We start from the raw sequence: 21,942 nt of genomic DNA, 5'->3' as shown, positions 1-21,942 counted from the left end.
CGAAATAATAAAAAATCTGACCCGGAAAAATATGAGGAGTATTTATGCTCAGTCAAATTCAACGTTTTGGTGGTGCAATGTTTACACCTGTGTTGCTGTTTCCGTTTGCGGGAATGGTGGTGGGCATTGCAATCATGCTTCAGAACCCTATGTTTCTCGGGGACTCACTCACCGCACCTGGCAGTCTTTTCGCACAAATCGTTCATATTATAGAAGAAGGCGGTTGGACCGTTTTCCGCAACATGCCGCTGATTTTCGCGGTCGGCCTGCCCATCGGGCTGGCGAAACATGCGCAAGGTCGCGCCTGCCTGGCGGCGCTGGTTAGCTTTATGACCTGGAATTATTTAATTAACGCAATGGGATTAACCTGGGGCGATTATTTTGGCGTTAACTTTAACGTTGATCCAGGAGGACACAGTGGACTGACAATGATCGCCGGAATTAAAACTATCGATACCAGTATTATTGGCGCAATTATCATTTCAGGCATAATCACCTCAATACACAATCATTTATTTGATAAACAACTTCCCGTATTCCTCGGAATTTTTCAGGGCAGCTCCTTCGTGGTCATCGTCGGATTTCTGTTGATGATCCCTTGTGCGTGGCTGACGCTGCTGGTGTGGCCGAAAGTGCAGGCCGGCATCCTCTCGATGCAACACTTTATGCTGATCTCTGGTTCTCTCGGCGTATGGGTGTATACCTTCCTGGAACGCATTCTGATCCCTACCGGATTGCATCACTTCATCTATGGCCCGTTTATCTTCGGTCCGGCAGCTGTCGAAGGTGGAATTCAGGTTTACTGGGCAGAACACTTGCAGGCATTCAGCCAAACCACAGAACCGCTGAAAGCCTTATTCCCGCAAGGCGGATTCGCGCTGCAAGGTAACTCGAAAGTTTTCGGATCGGTCGGTATTGCGATGGCAATCTACGCTACCGCCGCACCGGAGAATCGCGTCAAGGTGGCAGGGCTGTTGATCCCGGCGACGCTGACCGCCCTGCTTGTCGGTATTACCGAACCCCTTGAATTCACCTTTCTCTTCATCTCGCCACTGCTGTTTGCCGTACATGCGTTACTTGCCGCCACGGTAGCGACGCTGATGTACATGGCAGGCGTGGTCGGCAACATGGGCGGTGGGCTACTGGACCAGTTCCTGCCGCAAAACTGGATCCCGATGTATCACAATCACGCCTCGATGGTATTCACCCAGATTGCCATCGGGCTGGTATTCACCGGCATCTGGTTCCTGGTATTCCGCACGCTAATCCTGCGTCTTAACCTGAAAACGCCGGGGCGTGAAGACAGCGAAATCAAACTCTACAGTAAGGCTGACTATCAGGCGCAGAAAAATCCGTCGGGCCACACCAGCGACATCCCGGCACCGTCTTCAGCACAAGCCCAGGCTGCGGGTTATCTGCATGCACTCGGCGGCAACGGCAATATCGTCAACCTCAGCAACTGCGCGACGCGGCTGCGTATCACGCTCGGCGACATGACGCTGACGCAGAGTGACGACATCTTCAAAGCCCTGGGCGCACATGGCGTGGTACGGCGCGGCAACGGCATTCAGATCATCGTGGGCCTGCACGTCCCCCAGGTTAGGGACCAGATAGAAACGCTGATGAAGCAAGATGCTTTCACACCATCATCCATATCCGGGGAGAGTTCCCCGACAAAAACATCCATTACGGAGGCAGTATGAAGAAGAAATTCTCGGTAGTCGTGGCTGGCGGCGGCAGCACATTTACACCCGGTATCGTATTGATGTTACTGGCGAATCTGGAAAGATTCCCGCTGCGCTCCATCAAGTTTTATGACAACGACGGCGCACGTCAGGAAATTGTGGCCGAAGCGTGCAAGGTGATCCTCAAAGAGCAGGCGCCGGACATTGAATTCGGCTATACCACAGACCCGAAAACGGCCTTTAGCGATGTCGATTTCGTTATGGCGCATATCCGTGTCGGTAAATATCCGATGCGCGAAAAAGACGAAAAAATCCCACTGCGGCATGGTGTCGTAGGACAGGAAACCTGTGGGCCTGGCGGTATCGCTTACGGCATGCGCTCCATCGGCGGCGTACTGGAAATCGTCGATTACATGGAGAAATATTCTCCGGACGCCTGGATGCTGAATTACTCGAATCCGGCCGCAATTGTGGCAGAAGCGACGCGCCGTTTACGCCCGCGCTCCAAGATCCTCAACATCTGCGATATGCCGATTGGCATTGAAGGCCGCATGGCACAGATTGTCGGGCTGAAATCGCGGAAAGAAATGCAGGTGCGTTATTACGGACTGAATCACTTTGGCTGGTGGACGTCGATTCAAGATTTGAAGGGTAACGATCTGATGCCCAAAATCCGCGAACATGTGGCTAAACATGGCTATATCCCGCCAACCAACGAACAGGGCGTCGAGGCCAGCTGGAATGATACATTCGCCAAAGCGAAAGACGTCTGGGCGTTAGATCCGTCCACGTTCCCGAACACTTACCTGAAATATTACCTGTTCCCGGACTATGTCGTTGCGCATTCCAATCCGGAACATACCCGCGCCAATGAGGTGATGGAGCACCGAGAAAAACACGTTTTCAGCTCCTGCGCCGCGATTACCCAGGCGGGGAAATCTTCCGCCGGCGAACTGGAGATTGATGAACACGCGTCTTACATCGTTGACCTGGCGACCGCCATCGCATTCAACACCCAGGAAAGAATGTTGCTGATTGTGCCGAATCAGGGTGCCATCAACAATTTTGATCCGGAAGCGATGGTTGAAATTCCGTGTCTCGTCGGTAGCAACGGGCCGGAACCGCTGACGGTCGGTAAGATCCCGTTGTTCCAGCATGGGTTGATGAGCCAGCAGGTGGCGGTTGAAAAACTGGTGGTCGAAGCCTGGATTGAGAAGTCCTATCTGAAACTGTGGCAGGCGATAACGCTCTCGAAAACCGTGCCGAGCGCTTCTGTCGCTAAAGCCATTCTGGACGATCTGCTCGAAGCCAATAAAGACTACTGGCCGGAACTGAAGTGATTTGACGATTCTTACATGTGGCGGCGCAACCTTCGGGGGGCGCCCACACAATTATCGAAAACACACCGCCGCGGTTTTAGCCCCGCTCCCCCTCCCGTAACAGGCAATCATCTCCCCGGCCACCGCCATAACGACGAGAACGACACCAATACGGCTAAGCCGCCGCATCCGACCAACGTCGCCAGGGCGTAAAATGCGATCCTCCTGCGGCTCACCGTAAATATGCTCCCAACGGGTTGGTTCTCGTTTTGTGCATTCTGCCAGACCTTCAGTCCGGAACATTTAAAATCCTTTTTATAACAAACGGTTATATTTTTCTCGAAACCCGATTCAACCCAGGCAAGAACACTCCTAAAAATCGGAAAACGGTCAAAATCGTCAGAAAGATAATATTAACCATGATAGAAAAAAGTTGTTCGAAGCACAGGATAGGTCACGCAACACATCGAGGTCTGTTGACCATAAGGGACGGATATTATGCAGGGAAAAAGTCAGCTACTCCTTCTGATGCTGGCCGCGCTGACGCTCGTCAGCTGCGCGACCATGAGGCCAAATGACACGCTGGCCGGCGATGTCGAGGGCTATAACCACACCGCGAAAGGCATCAATTGGTTCACTGTGAACGGTGCCGGCGGGCCTGGAATGAACGCCTATGGTATGGCCGGCGGCGCATGTTGCATTGCCTACTCCCCAAAGTGGACACCCGGCCTCAAGGCCCGCGTCGAGTGGGAGGCGGACCCTAACCCTGATGAAGTTATCCCCCGAAAAAAGGAAGGGTTTGAATACGAACCCGAGGCCGAAGCGCGCCATGTGGCAAAATACCAGCACTTTACCCGCACCGTTGACATCCCCCGGCCCGGCCCGGGAGGCACCTGCGGTATCACCGTCCACTTCCTGCCCTGCGACCGGGTCGAAGTCACCCAGTCCTGCCTGAGCCCCGGCCACCCCGACAGCCCGATAAAATATCCCAGAGAGATGAAGGAGCCCGCCACATGTCCACACTCATAGTCCAGCCAGCCTGCGTCCCACCGCCGTTTTCACTGGCATCAGCAGGCCGTCTAAAACTGACGCCCGCCGCTGTCATGCAAAATTACAAGCGCCTGATGCAGGAGCTGTTCGAAACACAGGATAGGTCACGCAACACATAAGGGTCTGTTGACCATAAGGGACGGATATTATGCAGGGAAAAAGTCAGCTACTCCTTCTGACGCTGGCCGCGCTGACGCTCGTCAACTGCGCGGCCATGAGGCCAAATGACACGCTGGCCGGCGATGTCGAGGGCTATAATCACACCGCGAAAGGCATCAATTGGTTCACTGTGAACGGTGCCGGCGGGCCTGGAATGAACGCCTATGGTATGGCCGGCGGCGCATGTTGCATTGCCTACTCCCCAAAGTGGACACCCGGCCTCAAGGCCCGCGTCGAGTGGGAGGCGGATCCTAACCCTGATGAAGTTATCCCCAGAGTAAAACAAGGGGCGGGGTTTGAACCCGAAGCCTACGCCCGCCATGCGGCAAAATACCAGCACTTTACCCGCACCGTTGACATCCCCCGGCCCGGCCCGGGAGGCACCTGCGGTATCACCGTCCACTTCCTGCCCTGCGACCAGGTCGAAGTCACCCATTCCTGCCTGGGCCCCGGCCACCCCGACAGCCCGATAAAATATCCCAGAGAGATGAAGGAGCCCGCCACATGTCCACGCTCATAGTCCAGCCAGCCTGCGCCCCACCGCCGTTTTCACTGGTATCAGCAGGCCGTCTAAAACTGACGCCCGCCGCTGTCATGCAAAATTACAGGCGCCTGATGCAGGAGCTGTTCGAAACACAGGATAGGTCACGCAACACATAAAGGTCTGTTGACCATAAGGGACGGATATTATGCAGGGAAAAAGTCAGCTACTCCTTCTGACGCTGGCCGCGCTGACGCTCGTCAGCTGTGCGGCCATGAGGCCAAATGACACGCTGGCCGGCGATGTCGAGGGCTATAACCACACCGCGAAAGGCATCAATTGGTTCACTGTGAACGGTGCCGGCGGGCCTGGAATGAACGCCTATGGTATGGCCGGCGGCGCATGTTGCATTGCCTACTCCCCAAAGTGGACACCCGGCCTTAAGGCCCGCGTCGAGTGGGAGGCGGATCCTAACCCTGATGAAGTTATCCCCCGAAAAAAGGAAGGGGATGAATACGAACCCGAAGCCTATGCCCGCCATGCGGCAAAATACCAGCACTTTACCCGTACCGTTGACATCCCCCGGCCCGGCCCGGGAGGCACCTGCGGTATCACCGTCCACTTCCTGCCCTGCGACCAGGTCGAAGTCACCCAGTCCTGCCTGAGCCCCAGCCACCCCGACAGCCCGATAAAATATCCCAGAGAGATGAAGGAGCCCGCCACGTGTCCACACTCATAGTCCAGCCAGCCTGCGCCCCACCGCCGTTTTCACTGGAATCCGGTGATCGTCGAAAGCTCAGCCCCGAAGCCGTGATGCAAAATTACAGGCGCCTGATGCAGGAGGAGCGCGATTACCATACTCAAAAATGCGTCGAGGCACAGTCTCGTGGCGTCTCTACGTGCAGCAAATGCCTCCACGTCAGCCTGTTTTTTGACGGCACCGGCAATAACAATGAGAACGACACCAATACGGCTAAGCCGCCGCACCCGACCAACGTCGCCAAGCTCTATCACGCCACCCCGCAAGACAGGGAGCGCGGCTATCATAATTACTATATGCCCGGCGTCGGCACCCCGTTCCCCAAGATTGGCGAATCGGACTACGACAGCATGGGGCTGGCAAATGCACTCGGCGGGGAAAACCGCATCAACTGGGCGCTGCTGCGTCTGGTGGACGCACTCATATACACCCTGACCGGCGGCAAGCTCGATGACGACGTGGCAAAAAAAGAGCTTGTGAACATGACCGCCCACCTGCCGTTCTCCGGCGAGGTGCCGCGCCGCCTCGTCATCAATCGGCTGCTGTCGCCGCTGAAAGCCAAAGTTGAGTACCACAAGCCCACGCTGCTTGGCATTAAGCTGTTCGTTTACGGGTTTTCACGCGGCGCTGCCGAAGCCAGAACCTTCGTCAACTGGCTCACCCAGCTGTCCCCCCCACAGCAAAACGGGCAGTACCCGCCCGTCATCACCCTGCTCGGGCTCCCCGTCACCGTCGAGTTTCTTGGCATCATCGACACCGTGCCGTCCGTCGGCCTTCCCAATATGGTGCCGGGCTTTAACGGCCATCAGGGCTGGTCTGACAATACCCAGCATCTGCCGGACGAGGCCGACTTTCCGGGCTTTGTTAAGCGCTGCGTGCATCTGGTCTCCGCCCATGAACAGCGCCAGTGCTTCCCGCTCGACTCCGTGCGCCGTGCCGACGGCCGCTATCCCGCGTACGCCACCGAAACCCTTTACCCCGGCGTCCACTCCGACCTCGGCGGCGGCTACCCGCCCGGCGAGCAGGGAAAAGCCACCGGCGACGTGAGCCTGCTGCTCTCACAAATCCCGCTGCATGACATGTACGCCGCCGCCTTTGAGGCCGGGGCCCCGCTCGCCATTCTGCCGGAATGCATTCCCGAGCAGTTGGCCCCGCTGCTCGCCTTCCGGGCATTTCCCCCAGGATTTGAGGACGAATTTAAGCTCAGCCACGAGCTGATCCTGCGCTTTAACGCATGGCGCACCACGCTGGGGATCTCACCGGACACCCCACCGGCGCAGGTGGACGGCTATCACCCCGTCAGGCTGGCTCAGGGGCTTGAACACCTTGTGCGTGAGCAGATGGGCTGGCTGACCGCATGGCGCATTGGCCGTTACGGCAAAAAAACCTTCCTCACGCAGCCGTTCTATCTGCATCAGTCTTATGATGATGAAGATCCTGACGTGCTGGATAAAAATAAAAAGGCCTGGGAGGCAGAGCATAAAATACGCCAGCGCGCCAAAATGCAAAAAGGTGGGGAGGACATACAGGGGCTACCCGACTACGCCCCCAAAACCGAGCAACGCCAGACCCGCGAAGCCGCCGCCGAGTTTCAGGCAGACTATTTCGACTGGGCGCGAGATCAGAACTCCTGGCAGCAGATCGTGCTCGACACCATTCCCCGCCACGCCGTTTATCTGATGCGCAGCCGCGACCGTAAAGCCGAGTATGACGCCATGAAGCGCGACGGCGAACGCCTCTTTCCCCGGCTCTACCGGGACAAAATGGGGTGGAAAACCGCTGATGAGACCGGGCAGCTCATCATGGCGCTGTTCGACGATCAGGTGCATGACTCCCGCGCATGGTTTATGCGCGAAAGCAGCGTGCAACAGCGCGAAATGTGGGCCGGGTATTTCCTCTACCGGCTGATTTATTTCGGCCTGACGACCAGCCGCGAGCTGTCGCTGGTCTCCGTAAATCGTCAGTTGGTCGGTACCGGGCTCGTGCAGGGCAGCCTCACGGTGAAACAGCAGGACGTGACCGCCAGCGGCGAGGCTCGGCCCGAACGCCGTTTCACTGCAATGAATGGCGCGCCGGTGGTCGTCGAATCCGGTGCACGTGCCCTGTGGGTACCCTCAACCCGCGCACCCGAACTCGCCGAATCTCAAAAAGACATCATCCGGGATAAAATGTTCGAGCACGCCAAACAGGCAATTCAGGATCTTTGGGCTTGATCCTCAGTGCTTCCCGCCACCGCAGGGGCGGGCCATCGGCCCGCCTTTATCCCCGGGTGGCTCTGCCGTAACAGGCAATAATCTCCCCGGCCACCGCTACCGCGATCTCCGCAGGCAGTTTGCCTTTCACGTCCGGCAACCCCAGCGGGCAGCGCATGGCGGCTATGACCTGTTCGCTGATGCCGCGCTGGCCAAGCTTGTACTCGAAGCGTTTACGCTTGGTCAGTGAACCAATCAGGCCAAAGTAACCGGCATCGCCACGGCGCAAAATGCGCTCCGCCAACGCCAGATCCAGCGCGTGATCGTGAGTCATCACGATGAAATAACTGCCTGGCGGCATGGCATCGACGATCTCCAGCGGCTCATCGCAAATCTCTTGCTGCACTCCCGGCGGCATCGCCGCAGGGAACTCCGCCGCACGGCTATCTACCCAACGCACCCGGCACGGCAAGGTGGCGAGAATGTTCACCAACGCACGGCCCACATGCCCGGCGCCAAACAGCGCGATTTGCGGGCGCGGCGGGATCAAGGGTTCGAACAGCACGCTGGTGGTTCCGCCGCAGCACTGGCCCAACCGCGCCGCCAGCGGGAAACGCTCCAGCCGCAGCGTGGCGCCACCCTGCTGCAACATCTCACGTGCAATCGCCAGCGCCTGGAACTCCAGGTGACCGCCGCCGATGGTATTGACCGCCCGTTCGGCGGTCACCAGCATTTTGGTGCCGCGGTTGCGCGGCGTGGAACCCAGCTCATCGATCAACGTCACCAGCACGCAGGGCTCGCCGCGCCGGCGTGCTTCCGCCAGCGCCTCAATCCATTCGTCCATCGCCGTTCTCCCGCGCCAATTCAGTGACAATGTCACTTGAAAGCATCTGTTGCACGCCCCACAGCACCCGCTCCGGCGTGGCCGGCGCGTCAATATTGGGTTGCAGGCGGTAATCCGCCAGGCTGGCGACCGCGTCCTTGATCGCGCACCAAACCGAGATCCCCAGCATAAACGGCGGCTCGCCCACCGCTTTGGAATGGAACACCGTATCTTCCGGGTTTTTGCGGTTTTCCAGCAGCGTGACGCGCAGATCGGCGGGCACATCGCCAATCGCCGGGATTTTGTAACTGGCCGGGCCGTTGGTCAGCAGCTTGCCCTGTTCATCCCACACCAGCTCTTCGCTGGTCAGCCAGCCCATGCCCTGCACAAAGCCGCCCTCAACCTGGCCGATGTCGATAGCCGGGTTCAGCGAGTCGCCCACGTCATGCAGAATATCGGCGCGCAGCAGTTTGTACTCGCCGGTCAGGGTGTCGATCAACACTTCCGCGCAGGCCGCGCCGTAGGCAAAGTAATAGAACGGGTGGCCGCTGGCCTTGTCGCGATCGTAGAAAATTTTCGGCGTGCGGTAATAGCCGGTGCTGGCGAGCGAAATCTGATTGAAATACGCCTGCTCGACCACCTGCTCGAAGCTGAAATAACGCTCGCCTACCCTGACCTGGCCGTTGCTGAAGGTAATTTGATCGGCGCTGACCTGGTGCTGTTTGGAAAGCATGTCGATCAACCGCTGCTTGATGATTAACGCCGCATTCTCCGCCGCCTTGCCGTTCAAATCGGTGCCGGATGACGCTGCCGTCGGCGAGGTGTTCGGCACTTTGCCGGTATCGGTGGCGGTGATCTGAATGCGTTCAATATCCACCTGGAACACTTCGGCGACTATCTGCGCCACCTTGGTGTTCAGCCCCTGGCCCATCTCGGTGCCGCCGTGATTGAGCTGAATGCTGCCGTCGGTGTAAACCAGCACCAGCGCACCGGCCTGGTTGAGGAAGCCGGCGGTAAAGGAGATGCCGAACTTCACCGGCGTCAGCGCCAGCCCTTTCTTCAGGATCGGGTTCTCGGCGTTGAAACGGCGAACAGCCTCGCGCCGAGCCGAGTAATCCGCACTCTGTTCCAGTTCGGCGGTCATCTCCTGCAGCAGGTTCTGCTCCACCGGCTGATGGTAATGGGTGACGTTGCGTTGCTCCTTGCCGTAATAATTGGTCTTGCGCACCGCCAGCGGATCGAGCGCCAGATAGCGCGCAATATGGTCCATGATCTGCTCAATCGCCATCATGCCCTGCGGCCCGCCAAAGCCGCGATAGGCGGTATTGGACGCGATATGGGTTTTGCAGCGGTGACCGGTAATCAATACATCTTGCAGAAAATAGGCGTTATCGGCGTGGAACATGGCGCGATCGACAATAGATCCTGAAAGATCGAGCGAGTAGCCGCAGTTGCCGGCCAGGTCGATCTTGATGCCGTTCAGCAACCCGCCGTCGTCAAAGCCAACGTCATAGCGGATATAAAACGGGTGGCGCTTGCCGGTGATCAGCATGTCGTCATGACGATTGAGGCGCATTTTGACCGGCCGCCCGGTCAGGTGCGCCACCACCGCACACAGGCACGCCGGGCCGGCAGCCTGGGTTTCCTTGCCGCCGAAGCCGCCGCCCATGCGGCGCATGTCGAGGGTGATTTTGTGCATCGGCAGGTTGAGCACCGAGGCCACCAGTTTCTGGATTTCGGTCGGGTTCTGGGTGGAGGAATACACCAGCATGCCTCCGTCCTCGGCGGGCATCACCGACGCAATCTGGGTTTCCAGATAAAAATGCTCTTGGCCGCCGACGTGCAACTCGCCCTGAATGCGGTACAAAGCCCGCGCCAGTGCGCCGTCGGCGTCGCCGCGCCGATGATGGTGCGCCTCCTGCACCACAAAACCTTCGCGCAGCGATTGCGTCACGTCCAGCCGCGCAGGCAGATCCTGATACTCCACCTTCACCGCCTGCGCCGCCCGCCAGGCGATCTCCGGGTCTTCTGCCGCCACCACCGCGATCACCTGCCCAACGTACTCCACCGTCTCCTTCGCCAGCAGCGGATCGCCGTGGGTCAGCGGCGCAATATCCAGTTCCCCCGGCACGTCCTGCCAGGTGATCACCCGCACCACGCCGGGGAAGGCGTAACAGCCTGACAAATCCAGCTTGATGATGCGCGCATGCGCCCGCTCGCTCAGCTTGGCCGCCAGATGCAGCTGGTTTGGGAATTCCAGCCGATCGTCGATGTATTGCGCCTCGCCGCTGACGTGTTTGTCGGCGCTTTCATGCTTGCGACTACGGCCTACCCCGGTAGTCAACGGCTGGCGGAAACGGTCGGCCAGCTGTTCCTGCGTCGATTCGATACGTTTGTTATTACTCATGAGCCGTCACCTCGATCGCCAGCTGCGGCGCGGTCAGCGCAATGAAATAGCGGCGCAGCAGGTTTTGCGCCACCAGCAGGCGATAACCGCTGCTGGCGCGGAAATCGCTGAGCGGCGTAAAGTCCTGCGCCAACGCCTGCACCGCATGTTCAACGGTGGCGCGCCGCCAGGGCTGCCCCACCAGTTGCTGCTCGCATAGCAAGGCGCGTTTTGGCGTTGCGGCCATGCCGCCAAATGCCAGCCGGGCACTGCGAATAACGCCGTGCTCGATCCTAAGGTTAAAAGCGCCGCACACCGCCGAAATATCGTCCTCCAGCCGTTTGGATACTTTCCAGGCGCGGAAATCCGCCGGCGCGGTGGCCGGCAGCACGATGCTTTCGATAAATTCCCCCGGCTGCAACGCGGTCTGGCGATATCCCAGGAAGAAATCGTTCAATGGCAGCTCACGCCGTACATCGCCGCAGCGCAGGTTCAGCATGGCATCCAGCGCCAGCAGCAAGGGTGCACCGTCGCCAATCGGCGAGGCATTGGCGATATTGCCTCCCAGGGTGCCCTGGTTGCGGATCTGCTGCGAAGCGAAACGCGCCAACAGCTCGCCGAAGGCCGGGTGATATTTTTCCAGCAGCGGATACAGGTCGCTCAGCACAGCACCGGCACCGATCGTCAAGCGTTCGTCCTGCCAGCTGACGTGCTTCAACGCCTCAATCTGCCCAATGGCAATCATCAGCGGCACGTCCTGGTGACGCTGGGTGACCTCCAGAGCCAGATCGGTGCCGCCGGCCAACAATTTGGCCTGCGGGTGTTGTCGGTACAGCGCCGCCAGCTCGTCGACCGTTTGCGGCATCAGGCAGCCTTTGCCCGCCGCTTCCAGCGGCGTCGCTGCACGAATGGCTTGCAGGCGCTCCAGGGTTTGCCGTTCCCCGCGATCGAAACTGTCCTCGCCCTTGACGCCGCAGGCCTGCTGCGCCGCCGCCAGAATCGGCCGGTAGCCGGTGCAGCGGCACAGGTTGCCCGCCAGCGCCTGCTGCGCCTGTTCACGCTGGTATTCCCCGCCGTTCTTTTGCAGGCAGAACATCGACATCACAAACCCCGGCGTGCAAAAACCGCACTGCGAGCCGTGGCAATCGACCATCGCCTGCTGCACGCTGTGCAATTGACCATCGTGTTTCAAATCCTCCACCGTGATCAGCTGTTTGCCGTGCAGCGCGCTGACAAACGTCAGGCAGGCATTGACGCTACGGTAGCGCAACTGCCCGTCTGCCGGTTCGGCCAATACGACGGTGCAAGCCCCGCAGTCACCGGAGGCACAGCCTTCTTTGGTGCCGCAACGGCCCAGGTTGCGGCGCAGATAGTTCAGCACCGTGGTGTTGGGATCGAGCGCGCTTTCACTTTTTAGCGTTTGATTAAGCAGGAACTGGATCATGCTGCCTCCTGATGCGCGGCCGCGCGGTAAACCACTTTGCCATCAACGTAGGTACGATAAACGTTGCGATCGTCCCCCAGCGTCATCAGCAAGAACAACTGGTCCGCCAGTTCGCTGCTGTTTTCATGGCGCAACTTCTGCAGCGGCGACACGGCAGGATCCAACACCACAAAATCCGCCTCTTTACCGACGCCGAAGTTGCCGATCTTATCGTCCAGCGCCAACGCGCGCGCACCGCCCAAGGTAGCGTGATAGAAGGCTTCGCAGGCGGAAAGTTTATAGCGCTGCAACTGGCCAATCTTGTAAGCCTCGCCCAGCGTTTGCAGCATATTGAACGTGGTGCCTGCGCCGACATCGGTGCCGATGCCCAGCTTCACCTGCTTCTGCCAGGCTTTTTGCAGGTTGAACAACCCGCTGCCGAGAAACAGGTTGGAGGTCGGGCAGAAAGCGATCGCCGAACCGGTCTGGCACAGGCAATCCCACTCTTGCTCTTCCAGGTGCAGGCAGTGAGCGAATACGCTTTTCTCGCCGGTCAGGCCGTACTGGTGATACACGTCCAGATAGCTGCTGTTCTCCGGGAACAAAGCTTTCACCCAGGCCACTTCATCCAGGTTCTCGCTCAGGTGGGTGTGCAGCCAGGCGTCCGGAAACTCTTCGCGCAGCCGCTGTACCTGTGCCAATAGCGCTGGGGTGCTGGTGGGCGCGAAACGCGGCGTTATCGCATAGCCCAGGCGTTGTTTGCCGTGCCAGCGTTCGATCAGTTCACGCGTTTGCCGGTAGCTTTGCTCCGGGGTTTCCAGCAGTTCGTCCGGTGCGTGGCGGTCCATCATCACTTTGCCGGCGATAAGGCGCATGTTGAGCGCCGCCGCCTGGCTGAACAATGCGTCAACCGACTGCGGATGTACCGTACCGAACACCAGCGCCGTGGTGGTGCCGTTGCTTAACAGTTGTTGCAGGAAGAACGCCGACATCTTGCCGGAATGCCGTTCGCAGCAGAACTGGCTTTCGGTCGGGAAAGTGTAGTGTTTCAACCACGCCAACAGTTGATCGCCATAGGCGCCGATCATTTCGGTCTGCGGGTAGTGAATATGGGTGTCGATAAACCCCGGCACGATCAGCTTGTCGCGGTAATGCGTCACCTCGAAACCCGGCGGCAACAGCGGCTCGCCCTGCTGCCAACTGCCGAGCCAGACAATGGTGCCTTCATTAAGCAGCAGTAATCCGTCGGGGATATGCCGCAGTTGCTCATTCAACTGCTGCGGGCTTTCCACGCAGGCAGCGATATCGAAAAAATTGCCACGGATGGCCGCGGTGAATGCCATGCTCATTTTGCTTTCCTTCTCTACCGACCCACGTACCGCACCCCGTTGAGTAAACTCAATTCGGTGAAAGTATGTCGGTCTTTTTATCGTTTGCAGATGTTGAATTAAGGATAGCAAGCAGCGTGCCAGTTGTTTTTTTATTGTTAATTATCATTAAAAAACAATGAGATAAAATAAATCATTGAATTAACACGGGGAAGTGAAAATAATTAGAAAGCAAGCAAACGGTTGCCTGAAAAATAGCAACCGTTTGCTTGCCTGGGCTAATTAACGCGATGCACCAACATCGAGCAAGAATATAAATCGAGAAAATGAAGTGGCTATTTCAACAGCACTTCATAACGTGGGTTAAACTCGTCGAACAGCGGCAGCGCCGCCGCCCCCAATGCTGCGGTATCCGCGCCGGTGGTGCCCAAGCGCACGCGCAGACCATCGAGGTATTTGCTGCGTACCGAGCGGTGCAAGGGCGCCAGGCGTTTGATCAGCTGCTCCACAATGCTTTCCGGCATCAGCCCGCCAATAATCACCGCTTCGGCATCGAACATGCACTCGATGATGTTGATCGCCTGGCGCAGTGCCGGCACCGCAGAATCCAGCCAGAGGTCGATCTGCGCCTGCGGCAATGCCAGCAGATCCTGCGGCATGGCACGCATCGGATCCAAACCGCAGCTTTCGTACGCCGCCTGCAAGGAAACGTAGCGCTCAAGACAACCCTGGTTGCCGCAATAACAGCCACGCCCGCCCGGTTGCACAATCATGTGGCCTATTTCACCGGCATTGTGCGCATGGCCGGTATAAATGCGCCCGTCGGTGAAGATCCCCGCCCCGAGGCCGGTGCCGAGATACAGATAAATAAACGAATTGAGCTGCCTGGCCACGCCGTGCAGACGTTCGCCGATGGCGGCGACGGTGGCGTCGTTCTCCAGCGTCACCGGCAGGCCGCTTTGCGCGCTAAGTTCAGCCACGACATCGATATTTTCCCAGCCGTTGAGGGTCGTCGGCCCGACGGAGGAGATCCCTTCCACGCCAAACGGCCCCGGCATCACCACGCCGATGCCCAGCATTTTTCCCCAGGCCATCTCCGGCTGTTGGCGCATTTCTTGCAGTACATCACAAATCAGTTTCAAGGTCGCAGCAGGTTGCGGCTTTTGCACCATAATCAGCCGATGGAAACGAACGCTCCCTGACAGATCAACGACGATGATCAGAAGCGTCTGGTGATCCAGATGGATGCCGATGGAATACGCACTGTCCGGATTGAGGGTCAACGGCGTCGCCGGTTGGCCCCTCCCTCCGGCACGGCGTGGCAGGTGCGAGGAGAGAATGCCGGCCTGTTCCAGTTCTGTCGCGATGTTTGAAACGGTTTGCGGCGTCAGTGAAGTCAGCCGGGCGATTTCGGCACGGGTCAGTTCGCCGTGCAGACGGATTGCCTCTATCACTACGCGCCGGTTGTGTGCACGAGCATGTTCAAGGTTAGTGCCGGATGTCGTCATAACTGCCTATGCAGAAAGGGAAATCGGTGTTTGCAGTATGGTGCCCTCCATTAAAGCAATCAAATTGATTTAAGAATCTTTTTAACACCGGAGAACGCACCATGAAAAGCCCTACCCGTGCCGCCAAGGCCGCCTGCACCCTGTCTGCCCTGGCGTTTTGCATCTCAAGCGCCTTTGCCGCCCCTACGCAAATCAACGCACTGTTTATGACCCAGGCGGCTTATAGCGAAAACGATATCCGCGCCATGACCGCCGATTTCACCCAACAGCACCCGGATATCACCGTTAATCTGGAATTCGTCCCTTACGAAGCGCTGCACGATAAAATCGTCGCGGCGCGCGGCGCAGGCAGCAACGGCTACGACGTGGTGCTGTTCGACGCCATCTGGCCGGCCGAATTCGTTAAGTTCGGCCTGTTGCAGGATGTCACCTCGCGCATCAGCGCCGACGACAGCGGCAAGATTTTCGACGGCGCCATGACCACCGTCACTTATAAAGACAAGCGCTGGGGAATGCCGTGGATCCTCGATACCAAGTACCTGTATTACAACAAAGCCATGCTGGCCAAGGCCGGCATCAGCGCCCCGCCGAAAACCTGGCAGGAGCTGGCGCAGCAGGCAGAAATCCTGAAACAGAAAAACGTGGTCAAATATCCGCTGGTGTGGAGCTGGTCACAGGCCGAGGCGCTGGTTTGCGATTACACCACGCTGGTGTCCGCCTTCAAGGGGCAGTTCTTCCAACAGGGGAAAATCAACTTCTCCACCCCAGGCTCATTACAGGCCGCCGGTTACATGAAAGACACGCTGGACAAGGGGCTGACCAACCCGAACTCGCGCGAATATCTGGAAGAGGACGTGCGCAAAGCCTTCTCTAACGGCGATGCCGCCTTTGCGCTCAACTGGACCTATATGTACAACATGGCCAACGATCCGAAGCAGAGCAAAGTGGCCGGCGACGTCGGCATAGTGCCGGCGCCGGGATCGGTTGAGGGCCAGGTTTCCGCCGTCAACGGTTCGATGGGCCTCGGCATCGCCAAGGCCAGCGCCCACCCGGATCAGGCCTGGCAGTACATCAGCTACATGACCTCCCAGCCGGTGCAGAATAAGTACGCCAAACTGAGCCTGCCGATCTGGAAATCCTCCTACGAGGATCCGGCGGTGCAGAAAGACCAGCAACCCTTGATCGCCGCCGCCAAACAGTCGTTGAACGTGATGCTGTCGCGCCCTGAAACTGCCGATTACTCACGGCTTTCCAACGGGTTGCAACAGGATTTGCAGCAGATCCTGCAAGGCAAGGTGACGCCGCAAGCGGGCCTGGATGCCGCCACCAAAAGCGCGGCGCGGCTGCGTTAAGGGATGACGATGCTCACTTTGCCCCAACGTGAGCGGCGTCAGGCATGGGTGCTGCTGGCGCCCATGCTGCTGATGATGCTGCTGTTAACCGCCTGGCCGCTGGGCCGCACCCTGTGGCTGAGCTTTACCGACGCGGCGCTGGTCGGTGACGGCGTAACGCCTGCCTGGGTCGGCGTCGATAACTTTTTGTATGCCCTGACCGACCCGGATTTCCAGGCCGCGCTGTGGCGCACGCTGTATTTCACCGTGGTTTCGGTGGCGTTCGAAGGGGTGATTGGCGTGTTGGTGGCGCTGCTGCTCAACCAGCAATTCCACGGCCGCAACCTGCTGCGGGTGCTGGTGATTTTGCCCTGGGCGCTGCCCACCATCGTCAACGCGACAATGTGGCGGCTGAACTTCAACCCGGATTACGGCAGCATCAATGCGCTGCTGACCCAGCTTAGGGTCATTGACCATTACCGCAGTTGGCTGGGCGATCCCGCCTCGGCGCTGAACGCGGTGATGCTGGCGGATATCTGGAAAAACTACCCGCTGATCACCCTATTGACGCTGGCGGCACTGCAATCTATTCCGGAGGATCTGTACGAAGCGGCCCGACTGGACGGCGCTTCCGCCTGGCGGCGATTCCGTGCCATCACTCTGCCCGCCATTCTGGCCCCGCTGGCGGTGGCGCTGGTGTTGCGCACCATCGACGCCTTCAAGGTATTCGACATCATTTACGTGATGACCCGCGGCGGGCCGATGGACAGCACCAAGACCCTCAGCTTCTTCGTTTATCAGGAATCGTTCAGCTATCTGCGTGCCGGCAGCGGCGCCGCCTACGCGGTGCTGATGACTCTGCTGTGCGGCCTGCTGATTGCACTCTACATGCTGATGCTGTTCCGCCAGCGCCGAAGGAGCCTTGCCGATGAAGCGTAAAATCCGCCTGATACTGCGCTATGGCGCCGCGCTGCTGCTGGCGCTGTCGATCCTCGCGCCAATGCTGTGGCTGTTTTTGATGAGCGTCAGCTCCTCCGCCGATCTGACCCGCGTGCCGCTGGAATGGTTGCCGCGCCGCTGGGACTTTTCGCGCTACGGCAGCCTGCTGTCGTTACAGGCCGGCCAGCCTGGCGCGCTGTTCCTGCACGCGCTGTTCAACAGCCTGCTGGTGGCCTGCGGCGCCACGTTGATTTCGCTGCTGCTGGCGATCCCGGCGGCGTTCAGCTTTTCACGCTATCCGGGCCGCGACGGCTGGCTGTTCGCCAGCCTGGCGATTTACATGGTGCCGCCGGTCGCCTTCGTACTGCCGCTGTACTTTATTCTGCAACAGCTGGCGCTGTTGAACACCCACATCGGTCTTGTGCTGGTCTACTGCTCGCTGATCCTGCCGTTTCTCACCTGGATGCTGAAGAATCAGTTCGATGCCCTGCCGATCGACATCGAACAGGCGGCGCGGCTGGATGGGCTGCGTCAGTGGCAGGTGCTGCTGCGCATCACATTGCCGCTGGCGAAGCCGGCGCTCGGGGCCTCGGCGCTGTTCGGCTGGTTGCTGGCCTGGGACGAATTTTTCTACGCGCTGCTGTTTACCAGCAATATTCAGGCCCAGACGCTGCCGGTGACCATCGCCGGTTTCACCGCCGGGCGCGCCACCGATGACGGATTGATCGCCGCAGTCGGCATTTTGGCCGCCATACCGCCACTCTTTATTGCCATTTGGCTGCAAAAAACGCTGGTCAGCGGCTTAACCAGCGGCGGCAGCAAGGGCTGACTTAAAAGGGAAGAATTCACATGATGAATACCAACACCAAACCCACCCTGTACGTGGTCGGTAATATCAACGTCGACGTGATCATGAGTACCCTGCACCAGTGGCCGCAGAAAGGCACCGAGGCGATGCTGGATCACAGCGAACTGCGCCCCGGCGGCTCGGCCGGCAACTGTGCGCTGGCGTTGGCGGCGCTGGAGACGCCTTATCGGCTGGTGGCCAATCAGGGCAACGACTATTTCAGCCCCTGGCTGGCGCAGCTGTTCCCGGAAAGCTCGCTGTATTGGCCGACCTACAGCTGCGAAACCTCGCTGACCTTCGGCGTGACGCACCCCGACAACGAGCGCACCTTTTTCAGCAATCAAGGGCACATCACCCGCCTGAGCCAGGACGACGTACTGCACCAGATCCCGCTGTTCGCCGGCAACGGCGACACCGTGCTGTTATGCGGCACCTTCCTGTGCACCACTTTGCTGGCGGATTATCCGGCGCTGCTGCAAACCCTGCGCCAGCGCGGCTACCGCATTGCGGTAGACACCGGCTGGCCGCCGCAGGGCTGGAGCGACGCGCTGCGCGGGCAGATCGCCGACTGGTTGCCGTTCTGCGACATTCTGTTGCTGAATGAAGTGGAGACCTGCGGCATGGCGGGCCATGAAGATTTGTACACCGCCGCCCGCACCCTGAACCGCCAACAACCGGCCGATGCCGCCTGCGTGGTGAAATGCGGCCCGGACGGCGCACGCATGTGGTGCGGCGAACGGCTGTTGCAGGCGGCGGCGCACCCGATCAAGGTGGTAGACACCATCGGCGCCGGCGACAGTTTCAACGCCGGGTTCCTGACCGCCTGCCTGCACGGCCATTCGGCCACGGTGGCGCTGCGTTGGGGCATTCGCGCCGCCAGCCACGCCATCAGCAGCTCGCCGCGCCAATATCTGGACTGGCATACCCTGAAAACCTGCGCCGGGGAGATGATCTGATGGCAAGCGTAGAACTGGTGAAAGTCGCCAAATATTATGGCAAACAGCGGGTGCTCAATCCGCTGGACCTGATCATTCCCGACGGCAGCTTTACCGTGCTGGTCGGCCCCTCCGGCTGCGGCAAATCCACGTTGCTGCGCTTGCTGGCCGGGCTGGATACGCTATCCGATGGCGCTATCCTGCTGGATAAACAGAAGATTAACGATCTGGACCCCGCCGATCGCGATATCGCCATGGTGTTCCAGAGCTATGCGCTCTATCCGCACCTGACGGTGGCGGAAAACATGGCGTTTCACATGCAGGTCATGAAGGTCAGCAAAAGCGAGCAGCAGAGCAAAGTGCAACAAGCGGCGCGTATTCTGGCGATCGATCACCTGTTGCAGCGCTATCCGAAAGAGCTGTCCGGCGGTCAGCGCCAGCGGGTGGCGATGGGGCGTGCCATAGTGCGCAATCCGAAGGTCTTCTTGTTCGACGAGCCGTTGTCCAACCTCGACGCCCAGTTGCGCATGGAGCTGCGCGCCGAGATAAAATCGCTGCATCAGCAGTTCAAAACCACCACGGTGTACGTCACCCACGACCAGATTGAAGCCATGACGCTGGCCGATCAAATCGTGGTGATGAAAGACGGCAACATCGTGCAACAGGGCCGGCCGCTGGAGATCTACGACGCGCCCGCCAACACCTTTGTGGCGCGCTTTATCGGTTCGCCGCCCATGAACCTGTTGGAGGGCATCGTCACGCCGCGCGGCGATCGCCCCGGTGTAACCTGCGGTGAACTTTGGCTGCCGCTGCCCGATAAGTGGCGGCAGGCGGTGCCGGGCAGTCACGTGATCCTCGGGCTGCGCCCACATGATTTTCTGCTGGTCGAAGTCAGCGAACAGCCGCCCGCCCAGCTTCGGCTGATGGAGATCACCGGTGACGTCAGTCTGCTGCACCTGACCTGGGGCGGCTACCGGTTGCATGTGCAGTTCAGCGGCAGGATCAACGCCGAAAGCGGCCAGCCACTGTGGCTGGCGCCCAACATCGACGCGATCCACCTGTTCGACGCCGCCAGCGGCCAGCGGCTAAGCGAACGTTGAGTATCCGGTACCCCGCATTTCGGCGTGAAAACGCGGATTGAAACAGACTGCCCCCCTCTGCGAGCGCAGATCGCTGCGCTCGCTAATCATCCCCCGCTTAACCTCTTTTTAACCTCTGTACGATGCGCTATGCTCGAAAACTCGTCCGGATTAAATTTTTTGAAACGGAGTTTCTTGTCATGCCTGCATACTGTCTGTGCTCCACCCGGCGAATCTCGCCATGAGCGGGTTTTCACGCGCCAGCGCGCTGCCGTTGCTGGTGGCCGGCGCCTTCTTTATGGAAAACCTCGACGGTACGGTGATTGTCACCGCCATGCCGCAGATGGCGGCCGCTTTCGGCGTGCGGGCGGTGGACATGAACATCGGCATTTCCGCCTATATCCTGACGCTGACGGTGTTTATTCCCGCCAGCGGCTGGATCGCCAACCGCTTCGGCGCGCGCAATGTCTTTGCCGCCGCGGTGATGATTTTCACCCTGGCCTCGGTGCTGTGTGCCGCCAGCGTCAACCTGCCCACCTTCACCGCCGCCCGCATTCTGCAAGGCTTTGGCGGCGCGCTGATGGTGCCGGTCGGCCGGTTGGTGGTGCTGCGCAATACCGCCAAACCGGATCTGATAAAAGCCATCGCCACCATTACCTGGCCGGGGTTGGTGGCGCCAATCCTTGGCCCGCCGGTCGGCGGTTTTATTACCACCTACGCGTCATGGCACTGGATTTTCCTTCTCAACGTGCCGCTGGGCGTCGCCGCGCTGTGGCTGGCCTGGCGGTTGATCCCGCAGGAAGCGCCGCAGAAAGGCGTGCCGTTTGACGCCATCGGCTTCATGCTGACCGGCATCGCCTGCTTCGGCCTGATGTTCGGCCTGGACCTTATCAACCACCCGCAGCTCTCCTGGCTGGTGCCGGTACTGTGCATCCTCGGCAGCCTGGCACTGGGCGCGCTGGCGGTACGCCACGCCAAACGCACCGCGCACCCGTTGATCAATCTGTGGGCGATGCGGATAAAAAGTTACGCCGTCACCATTTTGGGCGGTGCCTTGTTCCGCATCGCCATTGGCGCCGTGCCCTTCTTGCTGCCGCTGCTGTTCCAGATCGGCTTTGGTCTCAACGCCTTCGACGCCGGGCTGCTGGTGCTGGCGGTGTTTGCCGGTAATCTGGCGATGAAACCTTTTACCTCTGCCATACTTTACCGTTTCCGCTTTCGCACCACGCTGGTAGTCAATGGGCTGCTGAACGCCGCCACCATTTTTGCCTGCGCGTTATTGACGCCGCAGACCCCGACCTGGCTGATCGTGGCGTTGCTGTTCGTCAGCGGGTTGACGCGTTCCATGCAGTTCACCGCGCTGAATACGCTGGCGTTCTCCGAAGTGCCGCAGCCGCAGATGGGCGGCGCCAATACTCTGTTCACCGTATCGCAGCAACTGGGCAGCGGCCTGGGCATCGCCATCGGTGCGCTGGCGCTGCGATTGGCGGAAATGCTGATACCGCAGTCGGCCAGTCGCCTGCCGCTGGTCGATTTCCAGTTGGCGTTTGGGGTTATCGGCGTTATCGCCCTGTTGGCGGTGGCAGACAGTCTGACGTTGAATCCCGATGCCGGCAGCGAAGTGCGCCGGAAAAAATCCCCTTCGTCGGCACCGGCTGGCGCTGATGAATCCACGGCAACCAAGGCAAGGAGTTAAA

At 59.3% G+C, this 21,942-nt stretch carries 17 protein-coding genes; 12 read left to right on the top strand and 5 right to left on the bottom strand.

Features of this window, described 5'->3' with window-relative positions:
- Positions 1–44 precede the first annotated feature (44 nt).
- The 6 genes from JK621_RS10285 (at position 45) to JK621_RS10260 (ending at position 7,667) form a co-directional block, all read left to right on the top strand.
- Positions 45–1,703 (top strand): alpha-glucoside-specific PTS transporter subunit IIBC, encoded by a 1,659-nt coding sequence (locus tag JK621_RS10285; protein ID WP_212559699.1) that lies wholly within the window; start codon positions 45–47, stop codon positions 1,701–1,703.
- Positions 1,700–3,025 (top strand): 6-phospho-alpha-glucosidase, encoded by a 1,326-nt coding sequence (locus tag JK621_RS10280; protein ID WP_212559698.1) that lies wholly within the window; start codon positions 1,700–1,702, stop codon positions 3,023–3,025. Before JK621_RS10285 ends, JK621_RS10280 begins: the two co-directional genes overlap by 4 nt.
- Before the next feature lie 477 nt (positions 3,026–3,502).
- On the top strand, positions 3,503–4,033 hold the full coding sequence (locus JK621_RS10275; protein ID WP_212559697.1) for a DUF3304 domain-containing protein: 531 nt from the start codon (positions 3,503–3,505) through the stop codon (positions 4,031–4,033).
- Between the two features lie 169 nt (positions 4,034–4,202).
- The gene (locus JK621_RS10270) at positions 4,203–4,733 is read left to right on the top strand and encodes a DUF3304 domain-containing protein (protein WP_212559696.1); all 531 of its coding nucleotides are present in this window, start codon (positions 4,203–4,205) and stop codon (positions 4,731–4,733) included.
- Between the two features lie 169 nt (positions 4,734–4,902).
- Positions 4,903–5,433, top strand: a complete 531-nt coding sequence (locus JK621_RS10265; protein WP_212559695.1) for a DUF3304 domain-containing protein — start codon at positions 4,903–4,905, stop codon at positions 5,431–5,433.
- Positions 5,418–7,667: a T6SS phospholipase effector Tle1-like catalytic domain-containing protein gene (locus JK621_RS10260; RefSeq protein WP_212559694.1), complete on the top strand. Its 2,250-nt coding sequence runs from the start codon at positions 5,418–5,420 to the stop codon at positions 7,665–7,667. The genes JK621_RS10265 and JK621_RS10260 overlap by 16 nt, the downstream gene beginning before the upstream one ends.
- Before the next feature lie 46 nt (positions 7,668–7,713).
- On the opposite strand, the gene xdhC is transcribed toward JK621_RS10260, so the two are convergent.
- From xdhC to JK621_RS10235, 5 genes are all read right to left on the bottom strand, one after another.
- The gene (xdhC, locus tag JK621_RS10255) at positions 7,714–8,490 is read right to left on the bottom strand and encodes a xanthine dehydrogenase accessory protein XdhC (protein ID WP_212559693.1); all 777 of its coding nucleotides are present in this window, start codon (positions 8,488–8,490) and stop codon (positions 7,714–7,716) included.
- Positions 8,474–10,876 (bottom strand): xanthine dehydrogenase molybdopterin binding subunit, encoded by a 2,403-nt coding sequence (gene xdhB / locus JK621_RS10250; RefSeq protein WP_212559692.1) that lies wholly within the window; start codon positions 10,874–10,876, stop codon positions 8,474–8,476. Before xdhB ends, xdhC begins: the two co-directional genes overlap by 17 nt.
- Complete coding sequence (gene xdhA, locus JK621_RS10245; protein WP_212559691.1) at positions 10,869–12,299, bottom strand: xanthine dehydrogenase small subunit; 1,431 nt, start codon at positions 12,297–12,299, stop codon at positions 10,869–10,871. The genes xdhB and xdhA overlap by 8 nt, the downstream gene beginning before the upstream one ends.
- The gene (gene guaD, locus JK621_RS10240) at positions 12,296–13,627 is read right to left on the bottom strand and encodes a guanine deaminase (protein WP_212559690.1); all 1,332 of its coding nucleotides are present in this window, start codon (positions 13,625–13,627) and stop codon (positions 12,296–12,298) included. Before guaD ends, xdhA begins: the two co-directional genes overlap by 4 nt.
- A gap of 314 nt (positions 13,628–13,941) precedes the next feature.
- Positions 13,942–15,114 carry an ROK family transcriptional regulator gene (locus JK621_RS10235; protein ID WP_212559689.1) on the bottom strand — a complete coding sequence of 391 codons (1,173 nt, stop codon included), beginning with the start codon at positions 15,112–15,114 and terminating at the stop codon, positions 13,942–13,944.
- 101 nt (positions 15,115–15,215) lie between these two features.
- Here JK621_RS10235 and JK621_RS10230 point away from each other — a divergent pair, with 101 nt between their 5' ends.
- The 6 genes from JK621_RS10230 (at position 15,216) to JK621_RS10205 (ending at position 21,941) form a co-directional block, all read left to right on the top strand.
- Entirely contained in the window at positions 15,216–16,466 is a 1,251-nt protein-coding gene (locus JK621_RS10230) for an extracellular solute-binding protein (protein ID WP_212559688.1), read from the top strand.
- A gap of 9 nt (positions 16,467–16,475) precedes the next feature.
- Entirely contained in the window at positions 16,476–17,384 is a 909-nt protein-coding gene (locus JK621_RS10225) for a carbohydrate ABC transporter permease (protein WP_212559687.1), read from the top strand.
- The gene (locus JK621_RS10220; RefSeq protein ID WP_199639277.1) at positions 17,374–18,213 is read left to right on the top strand and encodes a carbohydrate ABC transporter permease; all 840 of its coding nucleotides are present in this window, start codon (positions 17,374–17,376) and stop codon (positions 18,211–18,213) included. Before JK621_RS10225 ends, JK621_RS10220 begins: the two co-directional genes overlap by 11 nt.
- A 20-nt stretch (positions 18,214–18,233) precedes the next feature.
- Positions 18,234–19,187: a carbohydrate kinase family protein gene (locus JK621_RS10215; protein WP_212559686.1), complete on the top strand. Its 954-nt coding sequence runs from the start codon at positions 18,234–18,236 to the stop codon at positions 19,185–19,187.
- Positions 19,187–20,266 carry an ABC transporter ATP-binding protein gene (locus JK621_RS10210; RefSeq protein WP_212559685.1) on the top strand — a complete coding sequence of 360 codons (1,080 nt, stop codon included), beginning with the start codon at positions 19,187–19,189 and terminating at the stop codon, positions 20,264–20,266. Before JK621_RS10215 ends, JK621_RS10210 begins: the two co-directional genes overlap by 1 nt.
- 220 nt (positions 20,267–20,486) lie before the next feature.
- Entirely contained in the window at positions 20,487–21,941 is a 1,455-nt protein-coding gene (locus JK621_RS10205; protein WP_212559684.1) for an MFS transporter, read from the top strand.
- Position 21,942: the final 1 nt, after the last annotated feature.

This window comes from Serratia plymuthica, from assembly GCF_018336935.1.
Taxonomy (GTDB): Bacteria; Pseudomonadota; Gammaproteobacteria; order Enterobacterales; family Enterobacteriaceae; genus Serratia; species Serratia plymuthica_B.
The sequence above is the reverse complement of the archived record's forward strand: the minus strand, read 5'-3'. Positions and strand labels throughout refer to the sequence as shown.

Excerpts from the sequence above, each read along its gene's own strand:
- JK621_RS10285 (WP_212559699.1), top strand. The coding sequence starts at position 45 with ATGCTCAGTCAAATTCAACGTTTTGGTGGTGCAATGTTTACACCTGTG.
- JK621_RS10280 (WP_212559698.1), top strand. The coding sequence starts at position 1,700 with ATGAAGAAGAAATTCTCGGTAGTCGTGGCTGGCGGCGGCAGCACATTT.
- JK621_RS10275 (WP_212559697.1), top strand. The coding sequence starts at position 3,503 with ATGCAGGGAAAAAGTCAGCTACTCCTTCTGATGCTGGCCGCGCTGACG.
- JK621_RS10270 (WP_212559696.1), top strand. The coding sequence starts at position 4,203 with ATGCAGGGAAAAAGTCAGCTACTCCTTCTGACGCTGGCCGCGCTGACG.
- JK621_RS10265 (WP_212559695.1), top strand. The coding sequence starts at position 4,903 with ATGCAGGGAAAAAGTCAGCTACTCCTTCTGACGCTGGCCGCGCTGACG.
- xdhC (WP_212559693.1), bottom strand. The coding sequence starts at position 8,490 with ATGGACGAATGGATTGAGGCGCTGGCGGAAGCACGCCGGCGCGGCGAG.
- xdhB (WP_212559692.1), bottom strand. The coding sequence starts at position 10,876 with ATGAGTAATAACAAACGTATCGAATCGACGCAGGAACAGCTGGCCGAC.
- xdhA (WP_212559691.1), bottom strand. The coding sequence starts at position 12,299 with ATGATCCAGTTCCTGCTTAATCAAACGCTAAAAAGTGAAAGCGCGCTC.
- guaD (WP_212559690.1), bottom strand. The coding sequence starts at position 13,627 with ATGAGCATGGCATTCACCGCGGCCATCCGTGGCAATTTTTTCGATATC.
- JK621_RS10235 (WP_212559689.1), bottom strand. The coding sequence starts at position 15,114 with ATGACGACATCCGGCACTAACCTTGAACATGCTCGTGCACACAACCGG.
- JK621_RS10230 (WP_212559688.1), top strand. The coding sequence starts at position 15,216 with ATGAAAAGCCCTACCCGTGCCGCCAAGGCCGCCTGCACCCTGTCTGCC.
- JK621_RS10225 (WP_212559687.1), top strand. The coding sequence starts at position 16,476 with ATGCTCACTTTGCCCCAACGTGAGCGGCGTCAGGCATGGGTGCTGCTG.
- JK621_RS10220 (WP_199639277.1), top strand. The coding sequence starts at position 17,374 with ATGAAGCGTAAAATCCGCCTGATACTGCGCTATGGCGCCGCGCTGCTG.
- JK621_RS10215 (WP_212559686.1), top strand. The coding sequence starts at position 18,234 with ATGATGAATACCAACACCAAACCCACCCTGTACGTGGTCGGTAATATC.
- JK621_RS10210 (WP_212559685.1), top strand. The coding sequence starts at position 19,187 with ATGGCAAGCGTAGAACTGGTGAAAGTCGCCAAATATTATGGCAAACAG.
- JK621_RS10205 (WP_212559684.1), top strand. The coding sequence starts at position 20,487 with ATGAGCGGGTTTTCACGCGCCAGCGCGCTGCCGTTGCTGGTGGCCGGC.